Genomic DNA, 19,675 nt, shown 5'->3' with positions numbered 1-19,675 from the left:
TCTTTAGCTCACCATCGTATCTGTTTTGCGGCTTATGGCCATATTTCGTACGGTATTGATGATATGGGAACTGTCGTATCCACAAATTGACCACAATTCGTGCTGTTCACCATGTTCTACGACTGTATCGGGGATACCCAAGCGCACCACAGTAGCTTGGTAGCCATGGTCTGCCATAAATTCCAGTACGGCACTTCCCATTCCTCCCTGAATGCAGCCATCCTCTATGGTAACTATTTTTTTGAATTTGCTAAAGACTTCGTGCAAGAGATCGGCGTCCAACGGCTTGACAAAGCGTAGGTCGTAGTGTGCCGGGAATATTCCCTCTTCATTCAGCGTGATGCGGGCTTTCACCGCCTCGTTGCCCACATGGCCAATGCTGAGCAGGGCAAGTTCTTCCCCATCGCATAGTTTGCGGCCTTTGCCGACTGCCACAGCGTTGAGTGGCCTCCGCCAATCGGGCATAACCCCCTGCCCGCGGGGATACCGGATCACAAATGGACCCATGCCCTCTTGTTGGGCAGTGAACATCAGGTTGCGTAGTTCTTCCTCGTTCATGGGGGCGGCGACAGTCAGGTTAGGAATACACCGCATATAAGCGAGGTCATAAGCCCCGTGGTGCGTCGGGCCATCGGCACCTGCAATACCCGCCCGGTCAAGGCAGAATACCACATGTAGATTCTGGATGGCTACGTCGTGTATCACCTGGTCATACGCCCGCTGCATAAAACTGGAGTAGATGTTGCAAAACGGTACCATACCCTGAGTCGCAAGGCCGGCGGAAAATGTTACCGCGTGTTGCTCAGCAATGCCCACGTCAAAAGCCCGATCGGGCATGGCTTTCATCATGATGTTCATGGAAGATCCGGAAGGCATGGCAGGCGTGATACCAAGGATTTTGTCGTTCTTCTCAGCCAGTTCCACCAGTGTGTGACCGAATACATCTTGATATTTGGGGGCAACGGGTTTGTCGTTTTTCGATTTCTTGATTTCACCCGTGATTTTATCAAACAGGCCAGGGGCATGCCAGGTAGTCTGATCTTTTTCCGCCAGCGCGTAGCCTTTCCCTTTTACGGTGATGCAATGGAGAAGTTTGGGGCCTGGGATGTCCCGTAGGTCATCCAGCGTATGGATCAGCCGCTTTACATCGTGCCCATCTACCGGACCGAAATAGCGAAAATTGAGTGATTCAAACAGGTTACTGTTTTTGAGAAGCGTCCCTTTGATGCTCTTCTCGATCTTTTTGGCGATACCGAGCGCATCTGGACCGATTTCGGATATCTTGGTGAGCACATGGGCAATGTCATCCCTGAATCGATTCCACGACCGTGATGTGGTGATACTGGTCAGGTAATCCTTAAGTGCACCGACGTTTGGATCGATGGACATGCAGTTGTCATTAAGGATAACCAGTAGATTGGATTTTTCGATACCGGCATGATTGAGGGCTTCGAAAGCCATACCTGCGGTCATTGCCCCATCGCCAATGACAGCCACGTGCTGCCGATCCGTTTCTCCTTTGTAATTGGAAGCTACTGCCATGCCCAACGCCGCTGAGATGGAAGTGGAAGAATGCCCGACACCAAATGTGTCGTATTCACTCTCGCCCCGCTTTGGAAATCCGCTGATGCCTCCAAGCATCCGGTTGGTATGGAATACTTCACGCCTGCCTGTCAGGATTTTGTGGCCATAAGCTTGGTGACCCACATCCCACACCAGTTGGTCATAGGGCGTATTGAGAACATAATGTAATGCCACCGTTAATTCCACGACGCCGAGGCTGGCAGCAAAGTGCCCCCCATGTACGGAGACGGTGTCAATGATATATTGACGCAATTCACTGCACAGCTTTACTAGCTCAGCTTGGCTGAGCTGTTTCAAGTCTGCAGGTGTATTTATTTTTTTAAGCAGCTCTCCGGCTTCAATCTCCATAGCGTCCGGTTTAAAAATCGTTACAAATTAAATAATAATTATTGAGACCCCGTGTCGTAAATTTCTTACATATTTGATAATTACTAATTATCTGGGGAACAACTGATTTGAGGGATTGTTTATGGCTCCAATTTGGTTGGATATCTTCGGAACTCAGTCAAAAGAGTTGTTTTTTTGTCTATCTACAAAAATTAATGCAACTTTACTGGGCATGGAACCAAGGATTATGCCATTCTTTTTAAAAATGCTTTTCGTAGGATTAATTGCCTTATCGGTAACGGCTTACGCATTTGCCCAACAGCAGGCAGCTGATGAGTTGAAAGGAGGGGCAATTTTTAAGGATTCGATGCGGACAGCTACCGAATTACAAATCAAGAAAACATGGAAGCGGTCTCTGCTACTGCCGGGTTTGGGGCAATATACGAACGGTGGGTTGTGGTGGTTGAAGGTACCCGTCATTTATGGGGGATTCATTGCTGGCATATGGGCTGTCGATTGGAATCATGATAATTACCGGGCGTACCTGGAAGAAGCCCAATATCGGGTCAAATACCACGACGCGGCTCCTCTTAACACCAACTACCCGCGTGCAAACGCGCAGATGACACAGGCATTCATCAACGGAAAGGATTATTACCGGCGTAATAGGGACCTCATGATTTTAACCACCGTGGGGTGGTATGCACTGAATGCAGTGGAAGCTTACGTCAGCTCCATGTTTAAATACCGGTGGAATGTTGACAACGATGTTTCGGTTCGCGTATCTCCCGCAGCGCAGCCGGTGTGGAATGAAACAGCAATCGGTCTACGGGTTGCTGTGACATTGCCTTAATTCTTATTTTTGGAACTGTATGACGGAAGCTGAAGGATATGAGATCAAGCTCCCCCAATTTGAGGGGCCTTTTGATTTGTTATTGTTTTTCATCGAGCGCGATGAATTGAATATCCACGACATCCCGATTGCCAAAATTACCAACGATTTCCTGGACTACATCCTGCATATGCAGGCACTCAACATCGAATTGGCGAGTGAATTTATCTTTGTGGCAGCCACCTTGATGCGGATTAAAGCAAAGATGCTGCTACCCCGGCCGGAATTGGACGAAGCGGGTAACGAAATAGATCCGAAGCAAGACCTTGTACAGAAACTGGTGCTGTACAAACAGTTTAAGGAAATATCGGAAGAGCTGCGTTTGCTCGAAGAACAGCGGTTGCTGCAATTCAGGCGGGGTAACCTAATTACCGATCTACGCCGGGCAGGGGAACACGCCGGTCAGGGAGAGGAGCTAACGACGTTCGACTTATATAAGCTGATGTTGGTGTATGAGAAACTCATGTACAACTATACATCACGCAATAACGAAGTGCGGCATACGGTGGTTAAGTATCCCTATACAATTGAGCAGCAGAAAAAAGCGATGGCTTCGTTGGTGGCTATCAACAAAAAGCTGGATTTCGGCACAATTGTTAGAAATTCCGAAAACAAGGTGCAGTTTGTCTACAACTTCCTGGCCATCCTGGAAATGCTCCAGCAACAACTCCTGGAATTGCAAAGCGGATTGGGTTTCAACAATTTTTGGGTATTGGAGCGGAAAACCCCTTAAAATTTATGTACCTTTAAGTCATTGTTCAAACCAATGACAGACAGATGGCCTATATCGATGCCTTGCAGCGGCAGAAAACCATTTTTTTAACCGGCATGTCGGGAAAGCGCGCTGCGGTACCCTTTCATGCGGACGAACTGCGTGCAGCGGCAAAAAAAAGGCTGTCCGCACATGCGTGGGCGTATTTGGCGGGCGGTGCGGGCGACGAATTAAGTGTAGCAGCCAACCGGACTGCGTTTTCAAAGGTTTCTATCCGGCCCCGTATGATGCGTGGCGATGCTTCTCCGGATTTTTCCACCCGGTTGTTTGGGCAGGACTTGGCATTCCCTCTTTTGCTGGCCCCCATTGGTGTGCTTGACCTAATCTGCCCGGAGGCAGACCGTTTGGTGGCCCGTGCCTGCCGGGAGGTAGGCGTTCCGTTCATATTCTCTAATCAGGCGGGCACACCGATGGAGCTATGTGCACAGGATATGGGCGATACTTCCCGTTGGTTCCAGCTGTATTGGAGTAAATCGGATGATTTGGTACGCTCTTTTGTGCAGCGTGCGGAAGCCTGTGGCTGTAGCGCGATTGTCCTCACAGTGGATACTACCTTATTGGGATGGCGTAACCGCGACCTGAAACTTGCCTATTTGCCCTTTCTGCGGGGGATGGGCATTGCGCAGTATACATCCGATCCGGTATTCAATGCCTTGCTTGCGGAAGGCGAAGGGATGGCTATGTCAGGAACACCCAAACCGGCTGTAACATGGGCCACGATCGGTAACCTGTTGCGGCTCAAAGCAAATTATCCGGGTGGTCTCGTTAAGAACCTTTTACGCAAAGCGCCGCTGGAAGCGGTTCGCTTGTTTGTCAATATTTATTCGAATCCGGCATTGAGCTGGGATCAGGTCTATGAGTTGCGGCAGCAAACCCAGTTGCCCATTCTTATCAAGGGTATTTTGCGTGCGGATGACGCGCTTAAAGCGGTGGATGCGGGGGCCGACGGCATTATCGTGTCTAACCATGGCGGAAGGCAGGTAGACGGTGCGATACCAACGCTTGACGCGTTGTTGGGTATCCGAAAGGCCCTTCCCAAGCCTTATCCTGTGCTGCTCGATAGCGGTATCCGTAGCGGTAGCGACCTATTCAAAGCACTTGCCCTCGGGGCCGACGCGGTGCTGTTGGGAAGGCCTTACGCTTATGGTTTATCGATAGCGGGACAGCAAGGTGTGGAGGCGGTTCTGCAGAACTTTCTGAATGATTTTGAGCTTACGGCAAGACTCGCCGGTTGCCGGCGTGTTTCGGAAATTAATGAAGACATGGTTTCCGTCAGATCGGAATGAAAATAACAATTACGGTTCCTCTGCCCGGTGCAGTGTCTACCTCCACACTTCCCTGCAACAATCCGACACGTGAGCGGATATTTTTCAGCCCTATGCCTTCGGTATAGTCAACGCTTGAAGGGTCAAACCCTTTGCCGTTGTCTTCAATGGTGACCGAGATTCCTTCTTCGTCTTTCATAAGCTGGATGGTCAACCGGGTTGCTTGGGCGTGCTTGACCACATTGTTTACCGCTTCCTGTACAGCGCGGTATAGCACCGTTTCAAGCTGTTGGTCCAGCCGGTCGGCCAAGCCGGATACACTGAGATTTACCTTGATGTTTTTGCCGTCTATTGCGTCCAGGAATTCTTTGATGGAAGTAGCCAGGCCAGCTTTCAGCAGTGCATTGGGCATCATTTGGTGGGAGATGCTACGCATTTCTTGATAGCTATCTTTTACTAGGCCCAATGCATTATCCATCGCTTGCGGATCGGGTGTTTTCCCTTCGGCTATGCTTTTGTGTAGGTAGTTAAGGTTCAGCAGTGCGGCGGATAAGGTTTGCCCTACGCCGTCGTGCAGATCGCTGGCGATACGGCGACGTTCGCGTTCTTCGGCGTCCAATACATCACGCGTGGCTTTTTCCTGTTGGATGTTTATTTCCTGTTGCAAGCGTGCTTCCGCTTTCAACCGACGTTGTTTGAAAACGAAAAAGACCAAGATGCCCCCACTCGCGAGTACAACCATAGCGGCCAGCAGAAGCAGACCACGTTGTCGTAACCGTAACTTTTGGATGGCTGTTTCCCGATGAAGAATTTCGATCTGCTGCTCTTTTTTTTCAGTTTGATATTTGGTTTCGAGTTCGCTACTGACTTCGATTACCTTATTATCCAGTTCGGCTGTTTGATTTTGTTTGTAAAGATTCATATAGTGGAATACACTGTCTACTTCGCCCAATCCGGCGTAAACTGCAATTAACTGGTAATAAATTGAAGTTATTTTCTCGCCACTACCCGTTTGTTGGAAATGGTTCAAACTGCTCAGAAGCAATGATTTTGATTTGGTGAAATTGCGTAATTTGGCGTAATTTATTGCCAAGGTAATGTTGCTACTCGCCACGTCAGATTCCAATTTCTCGCGGGTACGGATTTCCAGTGATTTTTGAATATAATCAACCGCTAATTTATGTTGTTCAAGATCCGTGTGTATTTGTCCCAAATTGTTGTAAGCGGAGGCTTCGGCAAGAAAATTTTGACCCTTTTTTGCAATATCAATGGTTCTTTGGTAACTGTCTTGTGCTTTGGCAGTGTCTAACAACGCATAATAGACGTTACCCATTGAAAGTGTTACGTTGGCAAGAGGTGCATATAAGCTATGTTGCTGGAAATAAGTTTCCGCCATCTTCAGGTAACTAAGCGCTTTGGAGTAATTATGCAGCGAAGTATAGACGACGGCAATATTGCTATGCAGGTTGGCGACTACATTTTCACTTTTGATTTGCTCATAATAGCGTAGGGCTTCTAAGTAATGGGACATCGCTTTTTTCAGTTCGGATTTTTTGAAATAAGCCGCGCCAATTTTAAAGTTGAGAGAAGCTATGCCTTCTTCGTCTTGTTCTATTTTCCGTATATCGAGCGATCGATTATATAAATCAAGTGATTTATCAATTTCTCCTTTTATGAAATAAATTGCACCTAAATCGCTTAAAGACTGAGCGATTAGTTTTCGGTCATGGATTTCACGGGCGATTTCCAAAGCTTCATTGCCGTATCGGAAGGCAGAGTCCAGCGATACGGAATTGTAATACCAAGATAAGTCTCCATATACTTTGGCCTTCTGAGCCTTGGTTAAATTCTTTCCGAGTTCCCTTTTCAGGCTGTCGATTTGTTGTTCCGCAGATAGCTGTGCATAGCAGGGCAGTTGAGCAATCAGTGTAAATAAAAGCAGGTAAAAGGTCTTCATGTCCATTAGGATTTGGTTGTGTCCATAATTTAGTTGAATATTGAAATAAAAATCGTAAAAAAATTTAACTTTGTGTTCAAGCTAAATTTTTTTCATATAAACCTGTGATGAAGCATAGAATTTTATTGGTTGATGACCATCCCATTCTTACCGAAGGGCTGAAAATGGTTTTCCGGGATAACACCACATTTGATATCGTGGCATCAACCCACTCAGGCACTTATGCATTGGCGTTGCTGAAAGTGAAGCCTATCGAGTTGATGGTAACAGACTATTCGATGCCCGATATGAATGGCCTTGACTTAATCCGGCAGGCTAAGACGTTGTTTCCAGGGCTTAAAACCATCGTGTTGACCATGCATGATGAAGCGCCCATCATTAAAGAGGTCATCGCTGCGGGTGCGGATGGCTACGTGCTGAAGAAGTGCGCCATGGAGGAATTAGCCCAGGCCATGGAATCGGTGCTGAACGGAAGACCGTACCTAAGTGCCGACGTTGGCCATAAATTATTTCAGCTGGCAAAACAACCCGAATCCGATGAGCCGCTTACCCACCGTGAGGTTGAGGTGCTGCGGCTGATTATCAAAGAACTTACCAATAAGGAAATTGCGGCCCAGTTGTTTATCAGCGACCGTACAGTTGAAGTGCACCGCAAAAACCTGATGCGCAAAATAAAATGTACCAATACCGTTGGCCTGATTAAGTATGCATTTGCCCATAATTTGGTTTGAGCCGCTGCGGTAACTATGAAACCGCAGCGTTCCCAACCCAAGTATGTACGATTTCCGGACATACTAAAACTTTAGCGCCACGCCCACGTTCAGCCAGGCGATGCCGTAGCCGACTTCTGCGAACGCACCGAATTTGGGGCTAAAAAAATACCGTGCGCCGGCATGTGCACCCCAGATAAATCCACCTGCCGAAGCGGTAGGCAAATTCGTATCGGTGCTTACTGATGCGATGTTGTACCCCAACAGCACACCGGCATAGGGATCCAGGTTTTCCACGCCGAAGTCAAAATGGTAAGAACCCCGGCCGCCTACGATGATGTAATTGTATTTCCAGTCGCCCACAACTGTTTCTACTTTGGCTCCCGCATAGCCGGCATAGCCGCCCACGCTGATTTTGTCACTGACGCCAAATTCTAGACTGAGGCCTACCGGCGGGGTACCTTTGGCTCCTGCGGCCATGAACTGGCTGCCCAGCCCTACACCGATGTTGAGCAGCTTGTCTCCTTGTTCAAACGCTTGGCCAAAGGAACTCGAAGTTCCGAGAGCGGTAAACAATACAATAAGTGATACGAGTTTAGTTTTCTTTTTCATTGTTTTTTGGATTAAAGGATTACTGTTTAAATCGACTCAAAAGTACGGGTGCTTATAAACGCAGCAAATACGGAACAGTACCGATTGTACCTACGTATAAACCCGTATACGAAATACGTAACCCTCCGAATAGGACGGTTTTTCATGCCGCGCTACCTTTACCCCAGTATTCAAAAACAGTTTATAGACCATGAAAAAATTACTCGTAACGCCATTGGTGGCATTTCTACTCACCGCCTATGGACAGAAGAAAGACCAACCGAACATTACGTATGATCTGGGAGGCAAGATTGAATTTATGACGCTCACGGAGGCGGGCGTATTGGTAGTCGCAGGCGGGGGTGGATTGGCGGGCATCAAGCCCGGAGCTAGCGCACCTCACTTTGTATTCCAGGAATACGGCAAAGTGAAGCAGGAGGAACTTGAATTTGTGCCGATGTCGCCTTATGTTATCGTCAATCAGGGCGGCATGCTGGGGTCAAAGAAGACGGTGATAGACGTGGTATCGGGCAAGATGCTCTTTGCCACTGAAGAAAATGGATGGAAGTTGGTGGCTAAGGCCCGCGTGTTTCTTCCCCAAAACAAGCTGGTCGTGGTGGGAAACCGTACGCGGGCTGAGAAAGATATGCTTGCCGTCGGAATCTACGATCTAGCTACCGGCAAACAGGAAGGGTTTTCTTCGCTGGATGCGGGAGCGGGCAAGGTACGCATGGGCAATAGCGTGCCAGTGAGTTCGGGGGAACCTTATCTTTCTGGCAACCAAGTGCTGGTACCTACTACAAAAAACCTGATCTGTGCGGATTTCAGCGATGGGAAAATCCTGTGGGAAGCCGATCTGGACAAAATCACCTGGCTGGTCGCTGATAAATCGGGCAACGAGATTTATGGATTCGAGGAACGGCCCAATGGTGATACACGCATCCATAAGGTGAGTAATTCCGGTGATCAACTGTGGAAGCAAGAACGCAAGATCAAAGGAAAAGTCACCCGCTTCGAAATTTTACCGCAGGGATTGGCCGTGGTAAGCGATGTGGACAATTCAGACAAAAAAGGCATTGCCGGCAAACTTGCCGGAGCTTCAGAATCGAAGATCAGTTTTCTGAGCGCCGCAACCGGCGAAGATCTTTGGGAGAAAGCTCCCAAGACAAAAGGATTTGTACAGCATTTCTACATCGTGGATGACGGCATCCTGTTCGGTATATACGAAGGAGGCATTAACAAGATTTCCTTTGATGGCAAAGCCTTATTTAAGAAGCCGCTCAATACGGGGGAAAATATCCACACGATGGCGTTAACGCCCCGCGGACTAATTTACATTACGGATACCGATGCAGATATTTTCAACCTTACTACTGGGGAATCCATTTGGAGTAAGCCCATCAAATACAAGAAAGCGAAAGCGGTGGCTAGCACGTACGACAAGGCGAACCAACGTTATCTAATCAGTACGGGCGACGAGGTGGTCGCAATCGATGAGCGTACAGGTGATATCAGTACCTTCGCGTCGATCGCTTTCAAGGAAAAAGAAGCACCCACTTCTATGATGGTAAGAAACGGGGGAATCCTGCTTACCTCCAGCCAGAATTTGATGCTGGTGGGTTTCGACGGGAAAGACATATTTCATGCCTACCATAAATCTCCTGGCCAAAGTGGTTTCGTCAAGGCTGCCACGGGTGTGCTGGCGGTAGCATCGATGGCGATGTCAGCGGCAGCAGCTTACCAAGGTGGTCGGTACGGCCATTATGCCGGCAGCAACATGCTGAATAGCTATGGTGAGGAGATGAAAGCCTATCAGGAGGGATTTGCGAATGTTGCGTCGGCATCTTTCGCCGAGATGAACAAACGTTTCCGGGCGACGGCGGCCACGCAGAATGCCCAGTTTATCCTTACCGACCTCGACGGTGGTGTAGGGCTGGTCCGTGTGGGGAAGGATACCGGGGAAGTGGAAAAGGAAATTGTATTGCGGGATAAGAAACCCGAATATCAAGTCGACGAATTAGGCGGAATGCTGTATTATAAATCCAAAGCCAACGAAATATCAGCCTATGGGCTGTGATTCCGGCACACATTTTCATGGTGCCTGGTCTGCGTGTGCCGCGCTTATGCGCGGCACGCCTTACCGGGTTATCGGGCAATCAGATTTTTAACTACTATCAAATACGTATCAAATGAAAACAACAAGAACAATGAATGGATTGAAAACTAACTTTGTATTGCTGCTGATGCTAGCCTGTGCCATGGCAACGACATCCTGCAAAAAAAATGAAGATGGAGGCCCCGGTGGCGACGCTGCCCCCGGTACCATCAAAGCCAAAATCAATGGTGCGGCCTTTGCCTCACTCAAAATGACGAGTGTGGCCAACCGCATCAACGTGGGCGGGACATCCATGATTACGGTACAGGGAAATGAGAGTTCAGGCAAAGCCATCGTATTGGTAATGAACGGGGTCGATAGCCCGGGAACCTATCAGATCGGTGGCAGTGCGAGTATCTCCATCAGCGCAAGCTATACGGAGGTCAACATCTCCAATCCCACCAATACACAGGTATGGCAAGCTCCTTTCGATTCCTCGGTGTCGGGCGAGATCAAGATTGCTGAGCTGACTGACAAAGTCATCAAGGGTACATTCCAATTCACCGCCAAAAACTCGAAGGACCAATCCATGCGAGAGGTTACGGATGGAGCATTCAACATGAGCCTTTAAATTCTCCAACGCATCAGTTAGCCCTTCGGTGCCCCGGAGGGCTTTTTTTTGGATCCAGAAGTGTCTTATATTGATCGCGCGGTATCATCCGCGCTCCCAGTGAGGCGAGGTGATCGGAATACACCTGGCAATCGATCAATCGGTAGGTTCCGGACCGGCAGAGTGCAATCAATGCCATTTTGGAAGCATTGGCCTCGCGGCTGAACATGCTTTCGCCGCAAAATACGTTGCCCACCGATACGCCATAGAGTCCACCTGCCAGCGCGTTGTTATGCCATGTTTCTACAGAATGTGCGTGACCCAGGGTATGGAGCCGTATGTATGCATCCTGCATGTCGTCTGTAATCCAGGTACCATCCTGCCCCGGGCGAGGCTGGGTAGCGCAAGCCAAAATCACCTGATCGAAAGCGCGGTCAACGGTCACAGCAAACCGACCCGATCGCATGATTTGCCGCATGCTTTTGCTGATCTTTAACTCTTCCGGAAAGAGGACAAACCGTTCATGGGGCGAATACCATAAGATGGGGGTGTCATCGCTATACCAAGGGAAGATACCCCGCCGATAAGCTTCCAAGAGACGTTCCGTGCGTAAATCGCCACCGATGGCTAACAACCCATCGGGCTCGGCGAATGCCGGGTCCGGGAAGCGGATGTCGTGCTCGTCCAGTTGAAAGATCATCCAACTTATTCCGGTTGTCGGGGTTCTTTGCTGATTTCGTCGAAAAGTTTATCCATGTGTTCCACGTATTCATTCGTGTCGTCAAGGAAAAACTCCAATTGCGGTACGATCCGCGCTTGGTGTTTGATGCGTGCTCCCAATTTGTAGCGGATCTCATTGGCGTGGGATTTGACATGAGCGATGTCTTCCTTAGCCTGCTTGGTATTCAGGAAACTCAGGTATACCCGTGCAATAGCCAAATCCGGTGTAACGCGTACGCGGGTCACTGTTATAAACGCTCCCGGTGCCCATGCACCGCCTTCCCGTTGGAAAAGCTCCCCCAAATCCTGCTGGATAACCCCAGCAAATCGTTGCTGCCGTTTACTTTCTGTACTCATGGTTGTAGGTGCTTAATTAAAAGAGGTAATCAATACGTTATGCAAAGATAGTGTTTTTTTATTGTTTATTCAACCGGGCCTCCTCAAGATCAAGGTTGTGCTCCAAATCGCGGATCACCTCGTCGTCATAGCGCTTTTCTTCAGCAATACGGTGCAGTTCTGCTCGCCGCAGCTCGATCAGCTCCAAGGCAATTTTTTTCTGCAGCCGCCGTACCGATGCCAGTTCTTCTTTTTTCCCGTCTTCATTGAGCGCCAGTTCGGTGGCCTGTATGCTGCGGACAAACTGCTCCTTGATGCGGGCGATCGTTTCATGCGCCGCCATCTCCTGCGGATAGTGGCTGTCCATGTGCGCAACGGCCTGTTTGCCAAGCCGCAGCCGGATAGATTCCATCTGTTCTTCAATGGGCACCACGTCATCCACTTCCTCCACTTTCAGGAGGCGGAGGAAGATAGGCAGGGTGAGCCCCTGAAACACCAGCGTGACCAGGATGACCACGAAGGTAATGAACAAGATAAGGTTGCGCTGCGGAAAAGCATCGCCGTTTTGAAGGGCCAGCGGAATAGCGAGTGCCGAAGCTAGGGATACAACACCGCGCATGCCTGCCCAGCCGATGATAAAAGGCAATTTCAATCCAGGACTCCTTTCTTTAGCCCTGACACGGGCACTGACCCACCGCGGTACGAAAGCGGTAATATAAACGAGGACAATGCGGATCACAATCACCATGGACGATATTAATAGGGCGTACCGGATGGCTTCTTCCATGGAATAATCACCCAATCCATCTACGATGACGGGCAGTTCCAATCCGATCAGGATAAACACAAAGCCGTTGAGCAGGAAGCCCACTGTTTCCCACACCTCTTTGGTCTGCATGCGGGTATGGTAGTTGAGGTAGTCTTTTGACCGGAATGAGAGGAACAGCCCGCCGCTCACCACCGCAAGGACGCCCGACCATTCCAGCTCTTCGGCTACGACGTACATGATATACGGAGCGATGAGGGTGATCGGCGTGGTGATGCTGGACGACTTGGCCCAATAGCGGAGAATGAAATAAAGCAGGTGGCCAATGACCAGCCCTACGAATACACCCATGACGGCCAGCACAAAGAAATCCGTGACCGCCTCCTGCAGCACAAATTGTCCGGTCAGGATAGCGGCTACCGCAAAGCGGAATACGGTGAGGGAAGCGGCATCGTTGATCAGGCTTTCGCCCTCAAGAATGGTGAGCCCCCTCCGGGGCATGTTGACCCCTTTGAGTACGGAAGTGGCCGCAACGGCATCGGGCGGAGAAATAATACCGCCCAGCAGGAAACCGAGGGCCAGCGTAAAACCGGGGATGATGTTGATTGAAAAATAAGCAATGGCCAGCGATGTAAAGAACACCAGGCCGAATCCCATCATCAGGATGGAACGCTTCCACCGCCAGAAGTTGTTCCAGGATGTGTACCAGGCCGCCTCAAACAGCAGCGGAGGCAGGAAAATGAGCAGGATAAGATCCGGACTGACCGTGATATTGGGGACCGTGGGAATAAAACTGATACCCAGCCCACCGATGACCAAAAAGATCGGATACGAAATGTTAATGCGCTGGCTGAGCAGGTAAAGCAGAGCCATTGCAAAGAAAAGCGCGAGAACGAGCAGAAGTTGGTGTTCAATCATGGGAGTAAAAATACATTTTTCTGCTCAAGTTCAGTGCATTGGATGATGAATGCACGCAGTGTAAAAAGTAATCTCTTTGAGTGACCGCTAACTCAAAGAGATTATTCACCATCCAATTGATTAAGTATTTGGCGCAGTTGCCCGCTGTAATATCCGAGGCGGTTGGGTTGTATGCATTGCCACGAACGTCATATGTGCCACCTATACCTTTGGAGGTGACTAATTTGATTTGATGCTGGCATCGGAATGGAATTGACGATGTCAAAGTGCCCTCGTATTTCTTCCAGCTTCTTATTGAAGCCGTCTAAGTTTGTCAGGGGCATAACAATTTTCGAGCAGGAAGCGGCCGGCGCAGGCTTTCAGTATGGACATGTCAAACGAGGACATTTTAGGTGCTGAGAGAAAAAGCTGGCCTTCCGTTGAGGTAACAGCTTCTAGGACGGGGAGTCCGAAAGAAGTCAATGCTGACGAATGGATGTACAGACTACCCGATGTCTTTAATGCGGCTTCGTGCCGAACAATGCGGTTGGCAAATCCAATGGATAGCTCATGAACCCGGTGGCACATCGGTAGGCGACCAGCTACCGGCGTCTGAACGGCAGGAGATGCCACCCCTGCTCACCGAACGGGAAAAGGAAGTATTGCGTCATCTTGTAAACGGATGGGATGCCAAACGCATCGGCCTAGCCTTAGGTATCAGTTACCTGACCATCCGCAAGCATATGGACAATATTTACCACAAACTCCATATTAACTCGCAGGCGCAAGCAATCAGCCTCGCTCACAAACACAAGTGGCTTTAGGTTGTTTGTTTTTGTAGGCAAGTTTGGCTAAGTTTGCCTGTCCAGTAAATCACGAGCGTTATGATCCAACGTATCCAAAGTATTTGGTTGTTTTTAGCATCAGCTACCCTGTTTGCTTTGTTCCTTTTCCCTTATCTTCAGTATTCGGACATAGGTGGCTTGGGCAAGGCGTTGAAGGTAACCGGAATCTATCATGGCCTTGAAGGGCAGGCGATACGCGATGAGTTTTTCATTTTGCAAACGGTTGCTACTGTGTTGCTTGGGGTATTCCCGCTTTATATCATTTTTAAATTCCGGAACCGTAAGCAACAAGTCCGGTTAATTTTGTTGGCAGTGGTGCTCATTCTGCTATTTGGTGCCTGGCTCTACGGGGCGGCAAGTGCAGCGCTGACAGCGGCTAGTCAATCGCTCTCGGCCCAAAACATCGGGGTCGGTTTCTTTCTGTTACCCATCAGCATCATCTTTCTGTTTATGGCCATGGGGGGTATCCGGAAAGATGAAAAGTTAATTAAATCGGCGGATCGACTGCGGTCATAAGATCGGATTGGGATGAAAGCGATACAGATAATACGACTGGTAATGATAGGAATGTTGATGTTCCCTGTTTTAGTTACGTCAGCACGGCAGGTATCCCATGGAGTTATCGGGCAAGATTCCAGTGTGGTCGTTGTCGACGATATCCGGTTCGAAGCAGAGCAATTCGCCATTGACCCGGCCACCCGAAAAGCCACCGTGACACTATCTCTTACCAGCCTGAAAGACAAACCAAGGGAACTGAAAATCAATGTTTATGGAACACAGTTGGTAGACACCGCTCGGAACGCATATTATTTTTCAACCCTCACGATGGGACGCGTTCTCATGCGTTTTGAGGACAGGCAGAACTACCTGCATTACCTGTTGCAGCCGCAAACACCCGCGAAGCTAACCATCACTGCTGATGAAATCCAGGGCGAAGCAATCCAGCTGGTGAAGATTGTGTTTGAAGATAGTACGGAAGAAGGCCGGTTTTTGGATGTTTATATCATGGGGTCTTCTGCCTTGGAAGATTAACTTATCGATAGCGGATCTGCTGCTGCCGATCCATCATACCCATCTGATCTTTCATCATTTTAATCTGATCGGCCAATAATTTGTTTTTATCCGCCCGTTTGGCCTCCTGTAAATACTTGGTGGCTTCCCGTTTGTTGCGCTTTGCCATGGCGATGCCTGCAAGGCTTAGTTTGGCTAAGGCAACATTATGTCCCATGTGCAGGCCTAACGATAGGGCTTTTTTGAAGTACTTTTCCGATTGCATGGGAGATTTCTGCGATTCCATGAGGCCCAACAGCAGATGATAGTAGCCATGTTGGGCACGGATCAGTTGTTTTTCGTAGTGGGTAATGCGATTTAACCATTGACCCGCCTTGGCCATGTTCTCTTTGCGCAGGTAAAACTGGGCGAGCAGCATGTTCTCATTAAAAAATACCGTCACAAAAGCCAGAATGGTAACGAATATACCCAATATACCCCATCCCCATTGCCCGTAGATGAACAGGGCGACGGTGCCGATTAGGAGAAGGGTAGATAGGATGATGCGGACGATATTAGACATGTTGATCGATTTAATTCTTAAATGTGCACTCAATAATCGTGCAAATATCCGTTTATTCGCGCGCTTTAACAAGGGAGCGTAAACTTTTTACAAATAACTGTATTTTTGCGTTATGAGCATACAATTAGAAAGCAGTTGGAAGGCTGTGCTGGAGCCCGAGTTTAACAAGCCCTACATGCACGAACTCAAAAAATTTCTCCAAATAGAAAAAAAGCAGCACACGGTTTTCCCTCCTGGTCATCTTATTTTCAATGCCTTTAATCACACACCCTTCGACCAGGTCAAGGTGGTTATCTTGGGGCAAGATCCTTATCACAATGTGGGGCAGGCGCACGGCTTGTCATTTTCTGTCCCACGGGGTGTGGGAATTCCCCCGTCACTCCGCAACATGTATCAGGAGCTGAGTACCGATATACCCGGATTCCAGATTCCGGCGCACGGAGACCTGACGGCTTGGGCCAATCGGGGAGTCCTGTTGCTTAATGCGACGCTTACGGTACGGGCTCATACGGCAGGGTCGCATCAGGGAAAGGGCTGGGAAGCTTTCACGGATAAGGCCATTGCCGAGTTGTCCGCAAGGCGGAGCGGCATCGTATTTTTGCTATGGGGCCGATACGCCAAAGACAAGGCTGCGCTGATCGATTACCGGAAGCATCACATCCTGACAGCCGCCCATCCTTCGCCGTTTTCAGCACATAACGGTTTTTTTGGCTGTAAGCACTTTTCCAAAGCCAATGCGTTTTTGGTGGAACAGGGGTTGGAACCAATCGACTGGCAAGTGTAACCGTTTAATATTCCATCGGTACGATGGGTTCTTTTTTACTGGTAGACATGATCATCATGGTTTGAAAAGTCTTTACGTACGGAATTTTACTTATTTTTTCCATGATAACGGCTTCATAGGCTTTGATGTCTTTTACGTAAACTTTCAGGATAAAATCACATTGGCCGGTCACGTGATGACACTCGGTTACCTCTTTGATATGTTGAACCGCTTCTACAAATTCGGGAATGGCATTGTGGGTATGAAAGTCGAGCGATACCTGGATGAATGATTTAATACCTAACCCCAGTTTTTCTTCGTCGACGAAAGCGTGGTAGCTTTTAATATACCCCGAGTTTTCGAGTTTGCGCACGCGTTCCAATGTGGGAGCCGGCGAAAGTCCGATGCTGGATGCTAACTGCAGGTTTGTAATCCGGCCGTTTTCCTGCAATAGTTTCAGGATTTTGAAATCTGTTTTGTCGGGTTGAAAAGGCATGTTTGAGGCAACCAAATTATATTTGGCAATAATACGATTTATTTTCCAAATTGTCTGTTTGGATGTAAATCATCTTCATTATCACTGATTTGTAAAAATATAACGAGAATGTGAGCTGGTGTAAATGAAGGTTCGGGTATATAAGGTTTATTGCCACTTAAATTGTAACTTTGCAGTTCGAAAGGCTGGCGGCTACACGCTGGCTTAATTACAGTCATCGAGAAAGGTGTGTTATGAGTACAAAAGACGATGAATTATTGAAAGAGCTCGCGCTCGAAGAATATAAATACGGGTTCACGACGGATATCGAAATGGACATTGCCCCCAAAGGGCTTAACGAAGATACTGTCCGGCTGATTTCGGCCAAGAAAAACGAACCCGAATGGCTGTTGGAATGGCGGCTTAAAGCATTGCGTCATTTTTTGCAGATGGATATGCCCACCTGGCAGAACTTCGAACATCCCGACGTAGATTTCCAGGACATCTCCTATTATGCGGCACCCAAAGCCAAACCTCAGTTGGATAGCATGGACGAAGTGGATCCTGAACTGGTTTCTACTTTTGAAAAGTTAGGCATTCCGCTGAATGAACAGAAGGTATTAGCCGGTGTGGTTGCGGTGGATGCCGTGTTTGACAGCGTGTCCGTCAAAACTACATTTCGTGAGAAACTGAAAGAGCAGGGTGTTATTTTCTGCTCCTTTGGTGAAGCCGTTCAAGAACATCCTGAGCTGGTTAAGCAATACCTGGGTTCGGTAGTGCCGCAAACGGATAACATCTACGCCGCTTTAAATTCGGCCGTATTTTCTGATGGTTCCTTTGTATACATTCCCAAGGGAGTGCACTGCCCTATGGAGCTTTCCACCTATTTCCGAATCAACGCGGAAAATACTGGGCAGTTTGAACGCACGCTGATCATTGCTGACGAAGGTGCTTATGTAAGCTATTTGGAAGGATGTACTGCGCCCATGCGGGATGAAAACCAGTTGCATGCCGCCGTCGTAGAATTGATCGCGCTCAAAGATGGGGAAATTAAGTATTCCACGGTCCAGAATTGGTATCCGGGAGATAAGGATGGTAAAGGAGGAATCTACAACTTTGTCACCAAACGCGGTATATGTAAGGGCGATAACAGCAAAATATCGTGGACACAGGTCGAAACCGGTTCGGCGATTACGTGGAAATACCCGGGAGTTATTCTGAAAGGCGATCATTCGGTGGGCGAGTTTTATTCTGTGGCATTGACTCGCAATAAGCAGGTGGCGGATACCGGGACAAAGATGATCCACCTGGGCAAAAATACACGCAGTAAGATTGTATCCAAGGGGATTTCAGCCGGTGTAAGTCAAAACAGTTACCGCGGGTTGGTTAAAATTGGCCCGGGAGCTGAAAACTCACGTAACTTTACACAATGCGACTCGTTGCTGATTGGTGACCGCTGTGGAGCGCATACATTTCCATACATCGAAAATCGGAATAAAACCGCTAAATTGGAGCACGAAGCCACGACCTCGAAAATTGGCGAGGATCAATTATTTTACCTCACGCAGCGGGGCATTGACCCCGAAAAGGCTGTAGGATTGATTGTGAATGGTTATGCTAAGGAAGTACTGAACCAATTGCCTATGGAGTTTGCTGTGGAGGCACAGAAATTATTGGCCATTTCCCTTGAAGGAAGTGTGGGGTAAAAAAATAGTGAAAAAGAAACCATGTTAAGTATAAAGAATTTACACGCATCTGTAGACGATAAAGAGATATTGAAAGGGCTTAGCCTCGAAGTGAAAGCAGGAGAGGTACATGCTATTATGGGGCCTAATGGCTCAGGCAAGAGTACGTTGGGCAATGTGCTTGCCGGAAGAGAGGCGTATGAGGTCACCGAAGGCGAAATATTGTTGGATGGAAAAGATTTGTTGGAGCTTTCACCGGAAAACCGCGCACGGGAAGGAGTATTCCTTGCGTTTCAATACCCGGTGGAGATACCAGGAGTTTCCAATATTAATTTTCTTAAGACTGCGCTTAACGAGATACGTGCCTATAAAGGACTTCCCCCGTTGGAAGCCCGCGAATTTTTAAATCGCGTCAAGGAGAAGCAGAAATTGGTCGAATTTGATGCCAAGCTAGCCAATCGCTCTTTGAATGAGGGATTCTCTGGCGGTGAGAAAAAACGTAATGAAATTTTCCAGCTGGCTATGCTGGAACCCAAACTGGGTATCCTTGACGAGACCGATTCTGGGCTGGACATCGACGCATTGCGTATTGTTGCAAGGGGCGTGAACCAATTGCGGTCTCAGGAAAATGCCTTCATCGTTATTACCCATTACCAGCGGTTATTGGAATATATTGTTCCTGATTTTGTGCACGTACTGTACAAGGGACGTATTGTCCGCTCGGGTACCAAGGAGTTGGCGTTGGAACTCGAAGAAAAAGGATACGATTGGATTAAGGAAACGGTGGATGCCGAAAAGGCAGTCTAAACCAC

20 protein-coding genes are annotated in these 19,675 nt (G+C 48.4%); 12 read left to right on the top strand and 8 right to left on the bottom strand.

Annotation, left to right across the window (positions count from 1 at the left end; all coding sequences use genetic code 11):
- Positions 1 to 3: 3 nt before the first annotated feature.
- On the bottom strand, positions 4 to 1,932 hold the full coding sequence (gene dxs / locus IEX60_RS12130; RefSeq protein WP_188750965.1) for a 1-deoxy-D-xylulose-5-phosphate synthase: 1,929 nt from the start codon (positions 1,930 to 1,932) through the stop codon (positions 4 to 6).
- Positions 1,933 to 2,143: 211 nt separating this feature from the next.
- Between dxs and IEX60_RS12125 the strand changes: the two genes are divergently transcribed.
- The 3 genes from IEX60_RS12125 to IEX60_RS12115 are packed head-to-tail and all read left to right on the top strand — an operon-like array spanning position 2,144 to position 4,861.
- Positions 2,144 to 2,764 (top strand): DUF5683 domain-containing protein, encoded by a 621-nt coding sequence (locus IEX60_RS12125; RefSeq protein WP_188750962.1) that lies wholly within the window; start codon positions 2,144 to 2,146, stop codon positions 2,762 to 2,764.
- Between the two features lie 19 nt (positions 2,765 to 2,783).
- Entirely contained in the window at positions 2,784 to 3,536 is a 753-nt protein-coding gene (locus tag IEX60_RS12120; RefSeq protein WP_188750960.1) for a segregation and condensation protein A, read from the top strand.
- 44 nt (positions 3,537 to 3,580) lie between these two features.
- Positions 3,581 to 4,861: an alpha-hydroxy-acid oxidizing protein gene (locus IEX60_RS12115; protein WP_188750958.1), complete on the top strand. Its 1,281-nt coding sequence runs from the start codon at positions 3,581 to 3,583 to the stop codon at positions 4,859 to 4,861.
- Here IEX60_RS12115 and IEX60_RS12110 read toward each other — a convergent pair.
- Complete coding sequence (locus IEX60_RS12110) at positions 4,848 to 6,797, bottom strand: tetratricopeptide repeat-containing sensor histidine kinase (protein WP_188750956.1); 1,950 nt, start codon at positions 6,795 to 6,797, stop codon at positions 4,848 to 4,850. The genes IEX60_RS12115 and IEX60_RS12110 overlap by 14 nt on opposite strands.
- Positions 6,798 to 6,904: 107 nt before the next feature.
- Here IEX60_RS12110 and IEX60_RS12105 point away from each other — a divergent pair, with 107 nt between their 5' ends.
- Positions 6,905 to 7,528 (top strand): response regulator transcription factor, encoded by a 624-nt coding sequence (locus IEX60_RS12105; protein WP_188750954.1) that lies wholly within the window; start codon positions 6,905 to 6,907, stop codon positions 7,526 to 7,528.
- Between the two features lie 63 nt (positions 7,529 to 7,591).
- Here the strand turns inward: IEX60_RS12105 and IEX60_RS12100 are convergent, their stop codons facing one another.
- Positions 7,592 to 8,119, bottom strand: coding sequence for an outer membrane beta-barrel protein (locus tag IEX60_RS12100; RefSeq protein ID WP_188750952.1), 528 nt, complete (start codon positions 8,117 to 8,119; stop codon positions 7,592 to 7,594).
- A 190-nt stretch (positions 8,120 to 8,309) separates the two neighbouring features.
- On the opposite strand from IEX60_RS12100, the gene IEX60_RS12095 reads away from it, so the two are divergent.
- Positions 8,310 to 10,175 (top strand): outer membrane protein assembly factor BamB family protein, encoded by a 1,866-nt coding sequence (locus IEX60_RS12095; RefSeq protein ID WP_188750950.1) that lies wholly within the window; start codon positions 8,310 to 8,312, stop codon positions 10,173 to 10,175.
- Positions 10,176 to 10,287: 112 nt separating this feature from the next.
- Entirely contained in the window at positions 10,288 to 10,824 is a 537-nt protein-coding gene (locus tag IEX60_RS12090) for a Riean_0653 family protein (protein WP_188750948.1), read from the top strand.
- A gap of 13 nt (positions 10,825 to 10,837) precedes the next feature.
- On the opposite strand, the gene aat is transcribed toward IEX60_RS12090, so the two are convergent.
- Genes aat through IEX60_RS12075 form a run of 3 tightly spaced genes read right to left on the bottom strand, consistent with a single transcriptional unit; the run spans position 10,838 to position 13,543 of the window.
- The gene (gene aat, locus IEX60_RS12085; RefSeq protein WP_188750946.1) at positions 10,838 to 11,503 is read right to left on the bottom strand and encodes a leucyl/phenylalanyl-tRNA--protein transferase; all 666 of its coding nucleotides are present in this window, start codon (positions 11,501 to 11,503) and stop codon (positions 10,838 to 10,840) included.
- A gap of 5 nt (positions 11,504 to 11,508) precedes the next feature.
- The gene (gene rbfA, locus IEX60_RS12080) at positions 11,509 to 11,880 is read right to left on the bottom strand and encodes a 30S ribosome-binding factor RbfA (protein ID WP_188750944.1); all 372 of its coding nucleotides are present in this window, start codon (positions 11,878 to 11,880) and stop codon (positions 11,509 to 11,511) included.
- Between the two features lie 58 nt (positions 11,881 to 11,938).
- On the bottom strand, positions 11,939 to 13,543 hold the full coding sequence (locus IEX60_RS12075) for a Na+/H+ antiporter (protein WP_188750941.1): 1,605 nt from the start codon (positions 13,541 to 13,543) through the stop codon (positions 11,939 to 11,941).
- Positions 13,544 to 14,004: 461 nt separating this feature from the next.
- On the opposite strand from IEX60_RS12075, the gene IEX60_RS12070 reads away from it, so the two are divergent.
- The 3 genes from IEX60_RS12070 to IEX60_RS12060 are packed head-to-tail and all read left to right on the top strand — an operon-like array spanning position 14,005 to position 15,399.
- Positions 14,005 to 14,346, top strand: coding sequence for a response regulator transcription factor (locus IEX60_RS12070; RefSeq protein WP_188750939.1), 342 nt, complete (start codon positions 14,005 to 14,007; stop codon positions 14,344 to 14,346).
- A 60-nt stretch (positions 14,347 to 14,406) separates the two neighbouring features.
- Positions 14,407 to 14,883: a DUF4293 domain-containing protein gene (locus IEX60_RS12065; RefSeq protein WP_188750937.1), complete on the top strand. Its 477-nt coding sequence runs from the start codon at positions 14,407 to 14,409 to the stop codon at positions 14,881 to 14,883.
- Between the two features lie 42 nt (positions 14,884 to 14,925).
- Entirely contained in the window at positions 14,926 to 15,399 is a 474-nt protein-coding gene (locus tag IEX60_RS12060; protein WP_188750936.1) for a hypothetical protein, read from the top strand.
- Between the two features lies 1 nt (position 15,400).
- On the opposite strand, the gene IEX60_RS12055 is transcribed toward IEX60_RS12060, so the two are convergent.
- A complete protein-coding gene (locus tag IEX60_RS12055) occupies positions 15,401 to 15,940 on the bottom strand; it encodes a tetratricopeptide repeat protein (protein ID WP_188750934.1) in 540 nt (179 codons plus the stop codon).
- Positions 15,941 to 16,052: 112 nt separating this feature from the next.
- Between IEX60_RS12055 and ung the strand changes: the two genes are divergently transcribed.
- Positions 16,053 to 16,724: a uracil-DNA glycosylase gene (gene ung, locus IEX60_RS12050; protein ID WP_188750932.1), complete on the top strand. Its 672-nt coding sequence runs from the start codon at positions 16,053 to 16,055 to the stop codon at positions 16,722 to 16,724.
- 4 nt (positions 16,725 to 16,728) lie between these two features.
- On the opposite strand, the gene IEX60_RS12045 is transcribed toward ung, so the two are convergent.
- The gene (locus tag IEX60_RS12045; RefSeq protein ID WP_188750930.1) at positions 16,729 to 17,199 is read right to left on the bottom strand and encodes an Lrp/AsnC family transcriptional regulator; all 471 of its coding nucleotides are present in this window, start codon (positions 17,197 to 17,199) and stop codon (positions 16,729 to 16,731) included.
- A gap of 233 nt (positions 17,200 to 17,432) precedes the next feature.
- On the opposite strand from IEX60_RS12045, the gene sufB reads away from it, so the two are divergent.
- Positions 17,433 to 18,884, top strand: a complete 1,452-nt coding sequence (sufB, locus tag IEX60_RS12040) for a Fe-S cluster assembly protein SufB (RefSeq protein WP_188750928.1) — start codon at positions 17,433 to 17,435, stop codon at positions 18,882 to 18,884.
- Positions 18,885 to 18,905: 21 nt separating this feature from the next.
- A complete protein-coding gene (gene sufC / locus IEX60_RS12035; RefSeq protein WP_188750925.1) occupies positions 18,906 to 19,670 on the top strand; it encodes a Fe-S cluster assembly ATPase SufC in 765 nt (254 codons plus the stop codon).
- Positions 19,671 to 19,675: the final 5 nt, after the last annotated feature.

It is taken from the genome of Parapedobacter defluvii (assembly GCF_014642075.1).
Taxonomy (GTDB): domain Bacteria; phylum Bacteroidota; class Bacteroidia; order Sphingobacteriales; family Sphingobacteriaceae; genus Parapedobacter; species Parapedobacter defluvii.
Note: the sequence above shows the minus strand (reverse complement) of the source record. Positions and strands in the feature narration are given on the sequence as shown.

Bases quoted from the DNA above. Each gene is read 5' to 3' on its own strand.
- dxs (WP_188750965.1), bottom strand. From the start codon at position 1,932: ATGGAGATTGAAGCCGGAGAGCTGCTTAAAAAAATAAATACACCTGCA.
- IEX60_RS12125 (WP_188750962.1), top strand. From the start codon at position 2,144: ATGGAACCAAGGATTATGCCATTCTTTTTAAAAATGCTTTTCGTAGGA.
- IEX60_RS12120 (WP_188750960.1), top strand. From the start codon at position 2,784: ATGACGGAAGCTGAAGGATATGAGATCAAGCTCCCCCAATTTGAGGGG.
- IEX60_RS12115 (WP_188750958.1), top strand. From the start codon at position 3,581: ATGGCCTATATCGATGCCTTGCAGCGGCAGAAAACCATTTTTTTAACC.
- IEX60_RS12110 (WP_188750956.1), bottom strand. From the start codon at position 6,797: ATGAAGACCTTTTACCTGCTTTTATTTACACTGATTGCTCAACTGCCC.
- IEX60_RS12105 (WP_188750954.1), top strand. From the start codon at position 6,905: ATGAAGCATAGAATTTTATTGGTTGATGACCATCCCATTCTTACCGAA.
- IEX60_RS12100 (WP_188750952.1), bottom strand. From the start codon at position 8,119: ATGAAAAAGAAAACTAAACTCGTATCACTTATTGTATTGTTTACCGCT.
- IEX60_RS12095 (WP_188750950.1), top strand. From the start codon at position 8,310: ATGAAAAAATTACTCGTAACGCCATTGGTGGCATTTCTACTCACCGCC.
- IEX60_RS12090 (WP_188750948.1), top strand. From the start codon at position 10,288: ATGAAAACAACAAGAACAATGAATGGATTGAAAACTAACTTTGTATTG.
- aat (WP_188750946.1), bottom strand. From the start codon at position 11,503: ATGATCTTTCAACTGGACGAGCACGACATCCGCTTCCCGGACCCGGCA.
- rbfA (WP_188750944.1), bottom strand. From the start codon at position 11,880: ATGAGTACAGAAAGTAAACGGCAGCAACGATTTGCTGGGGTTATCCAG.
- IEX60_RS12075 (WP_188750941.1), bottom strand. From the start codon at position 13,543: ATGATTGAACACCAACTTCTGCTCGTTCTCGCGCTTTTCTTTGCAATG.
- IEX60_RS12070 (WP_188750939.1), top strand. From the start codon at position 14,005: ATGCTGACGAATGGATGTACAGACTACCCGATGTCTTTAATGCGGCTT.
- IEX60_RS12065 (WP_188750937.1), top strand. From the start codon at position 14,407: ATGATCCAACGTATCCAAAGTATTTGGTTGTTTTTAGCATCAGCTACC.
- IEX60_RS12060 (WP_188750936.1), top strand. From the start codon at position 14,926: ATGATAGGAATGTTGATGTTCCCTGTTTTAGTTACGTCAGCACGGCAG.
- IEX60_RS12055 (WP_188750934.1), bottom strand. From the start codon at position 15,940: ATGTCTAATATCGTCCGCATCATCCTATCTACCCTTCTCCTAATCGGC.
- ung (WP_188750932.1), top strand. From the start codon at position 16,053: ATGAGCATACAATTAGAAAGCAGTTGGAAGGCTGTGCTGGAGCCCGAG.
- IEX60_RS12045 (WP_188750930.1), bottom strand. From the start codon at position 17,199: ATGCCTTTTCAACCCGACAAAACAGATTTCAAAATCCTGAAACTATTG.
- sufB (WP_188750928.1), top strand. From the start codon at position 17,433: ATGAGTACAAAAGACGATGAATTATTGAAAGAGCTCGCGCTCGAAGAA.
- sufC (WP_188750925.1), top strand. From the start codon at position 18,906: ATGTTAAGTATAAAGAATTTACACGCATCTGTAGACGATAAAGAGATA.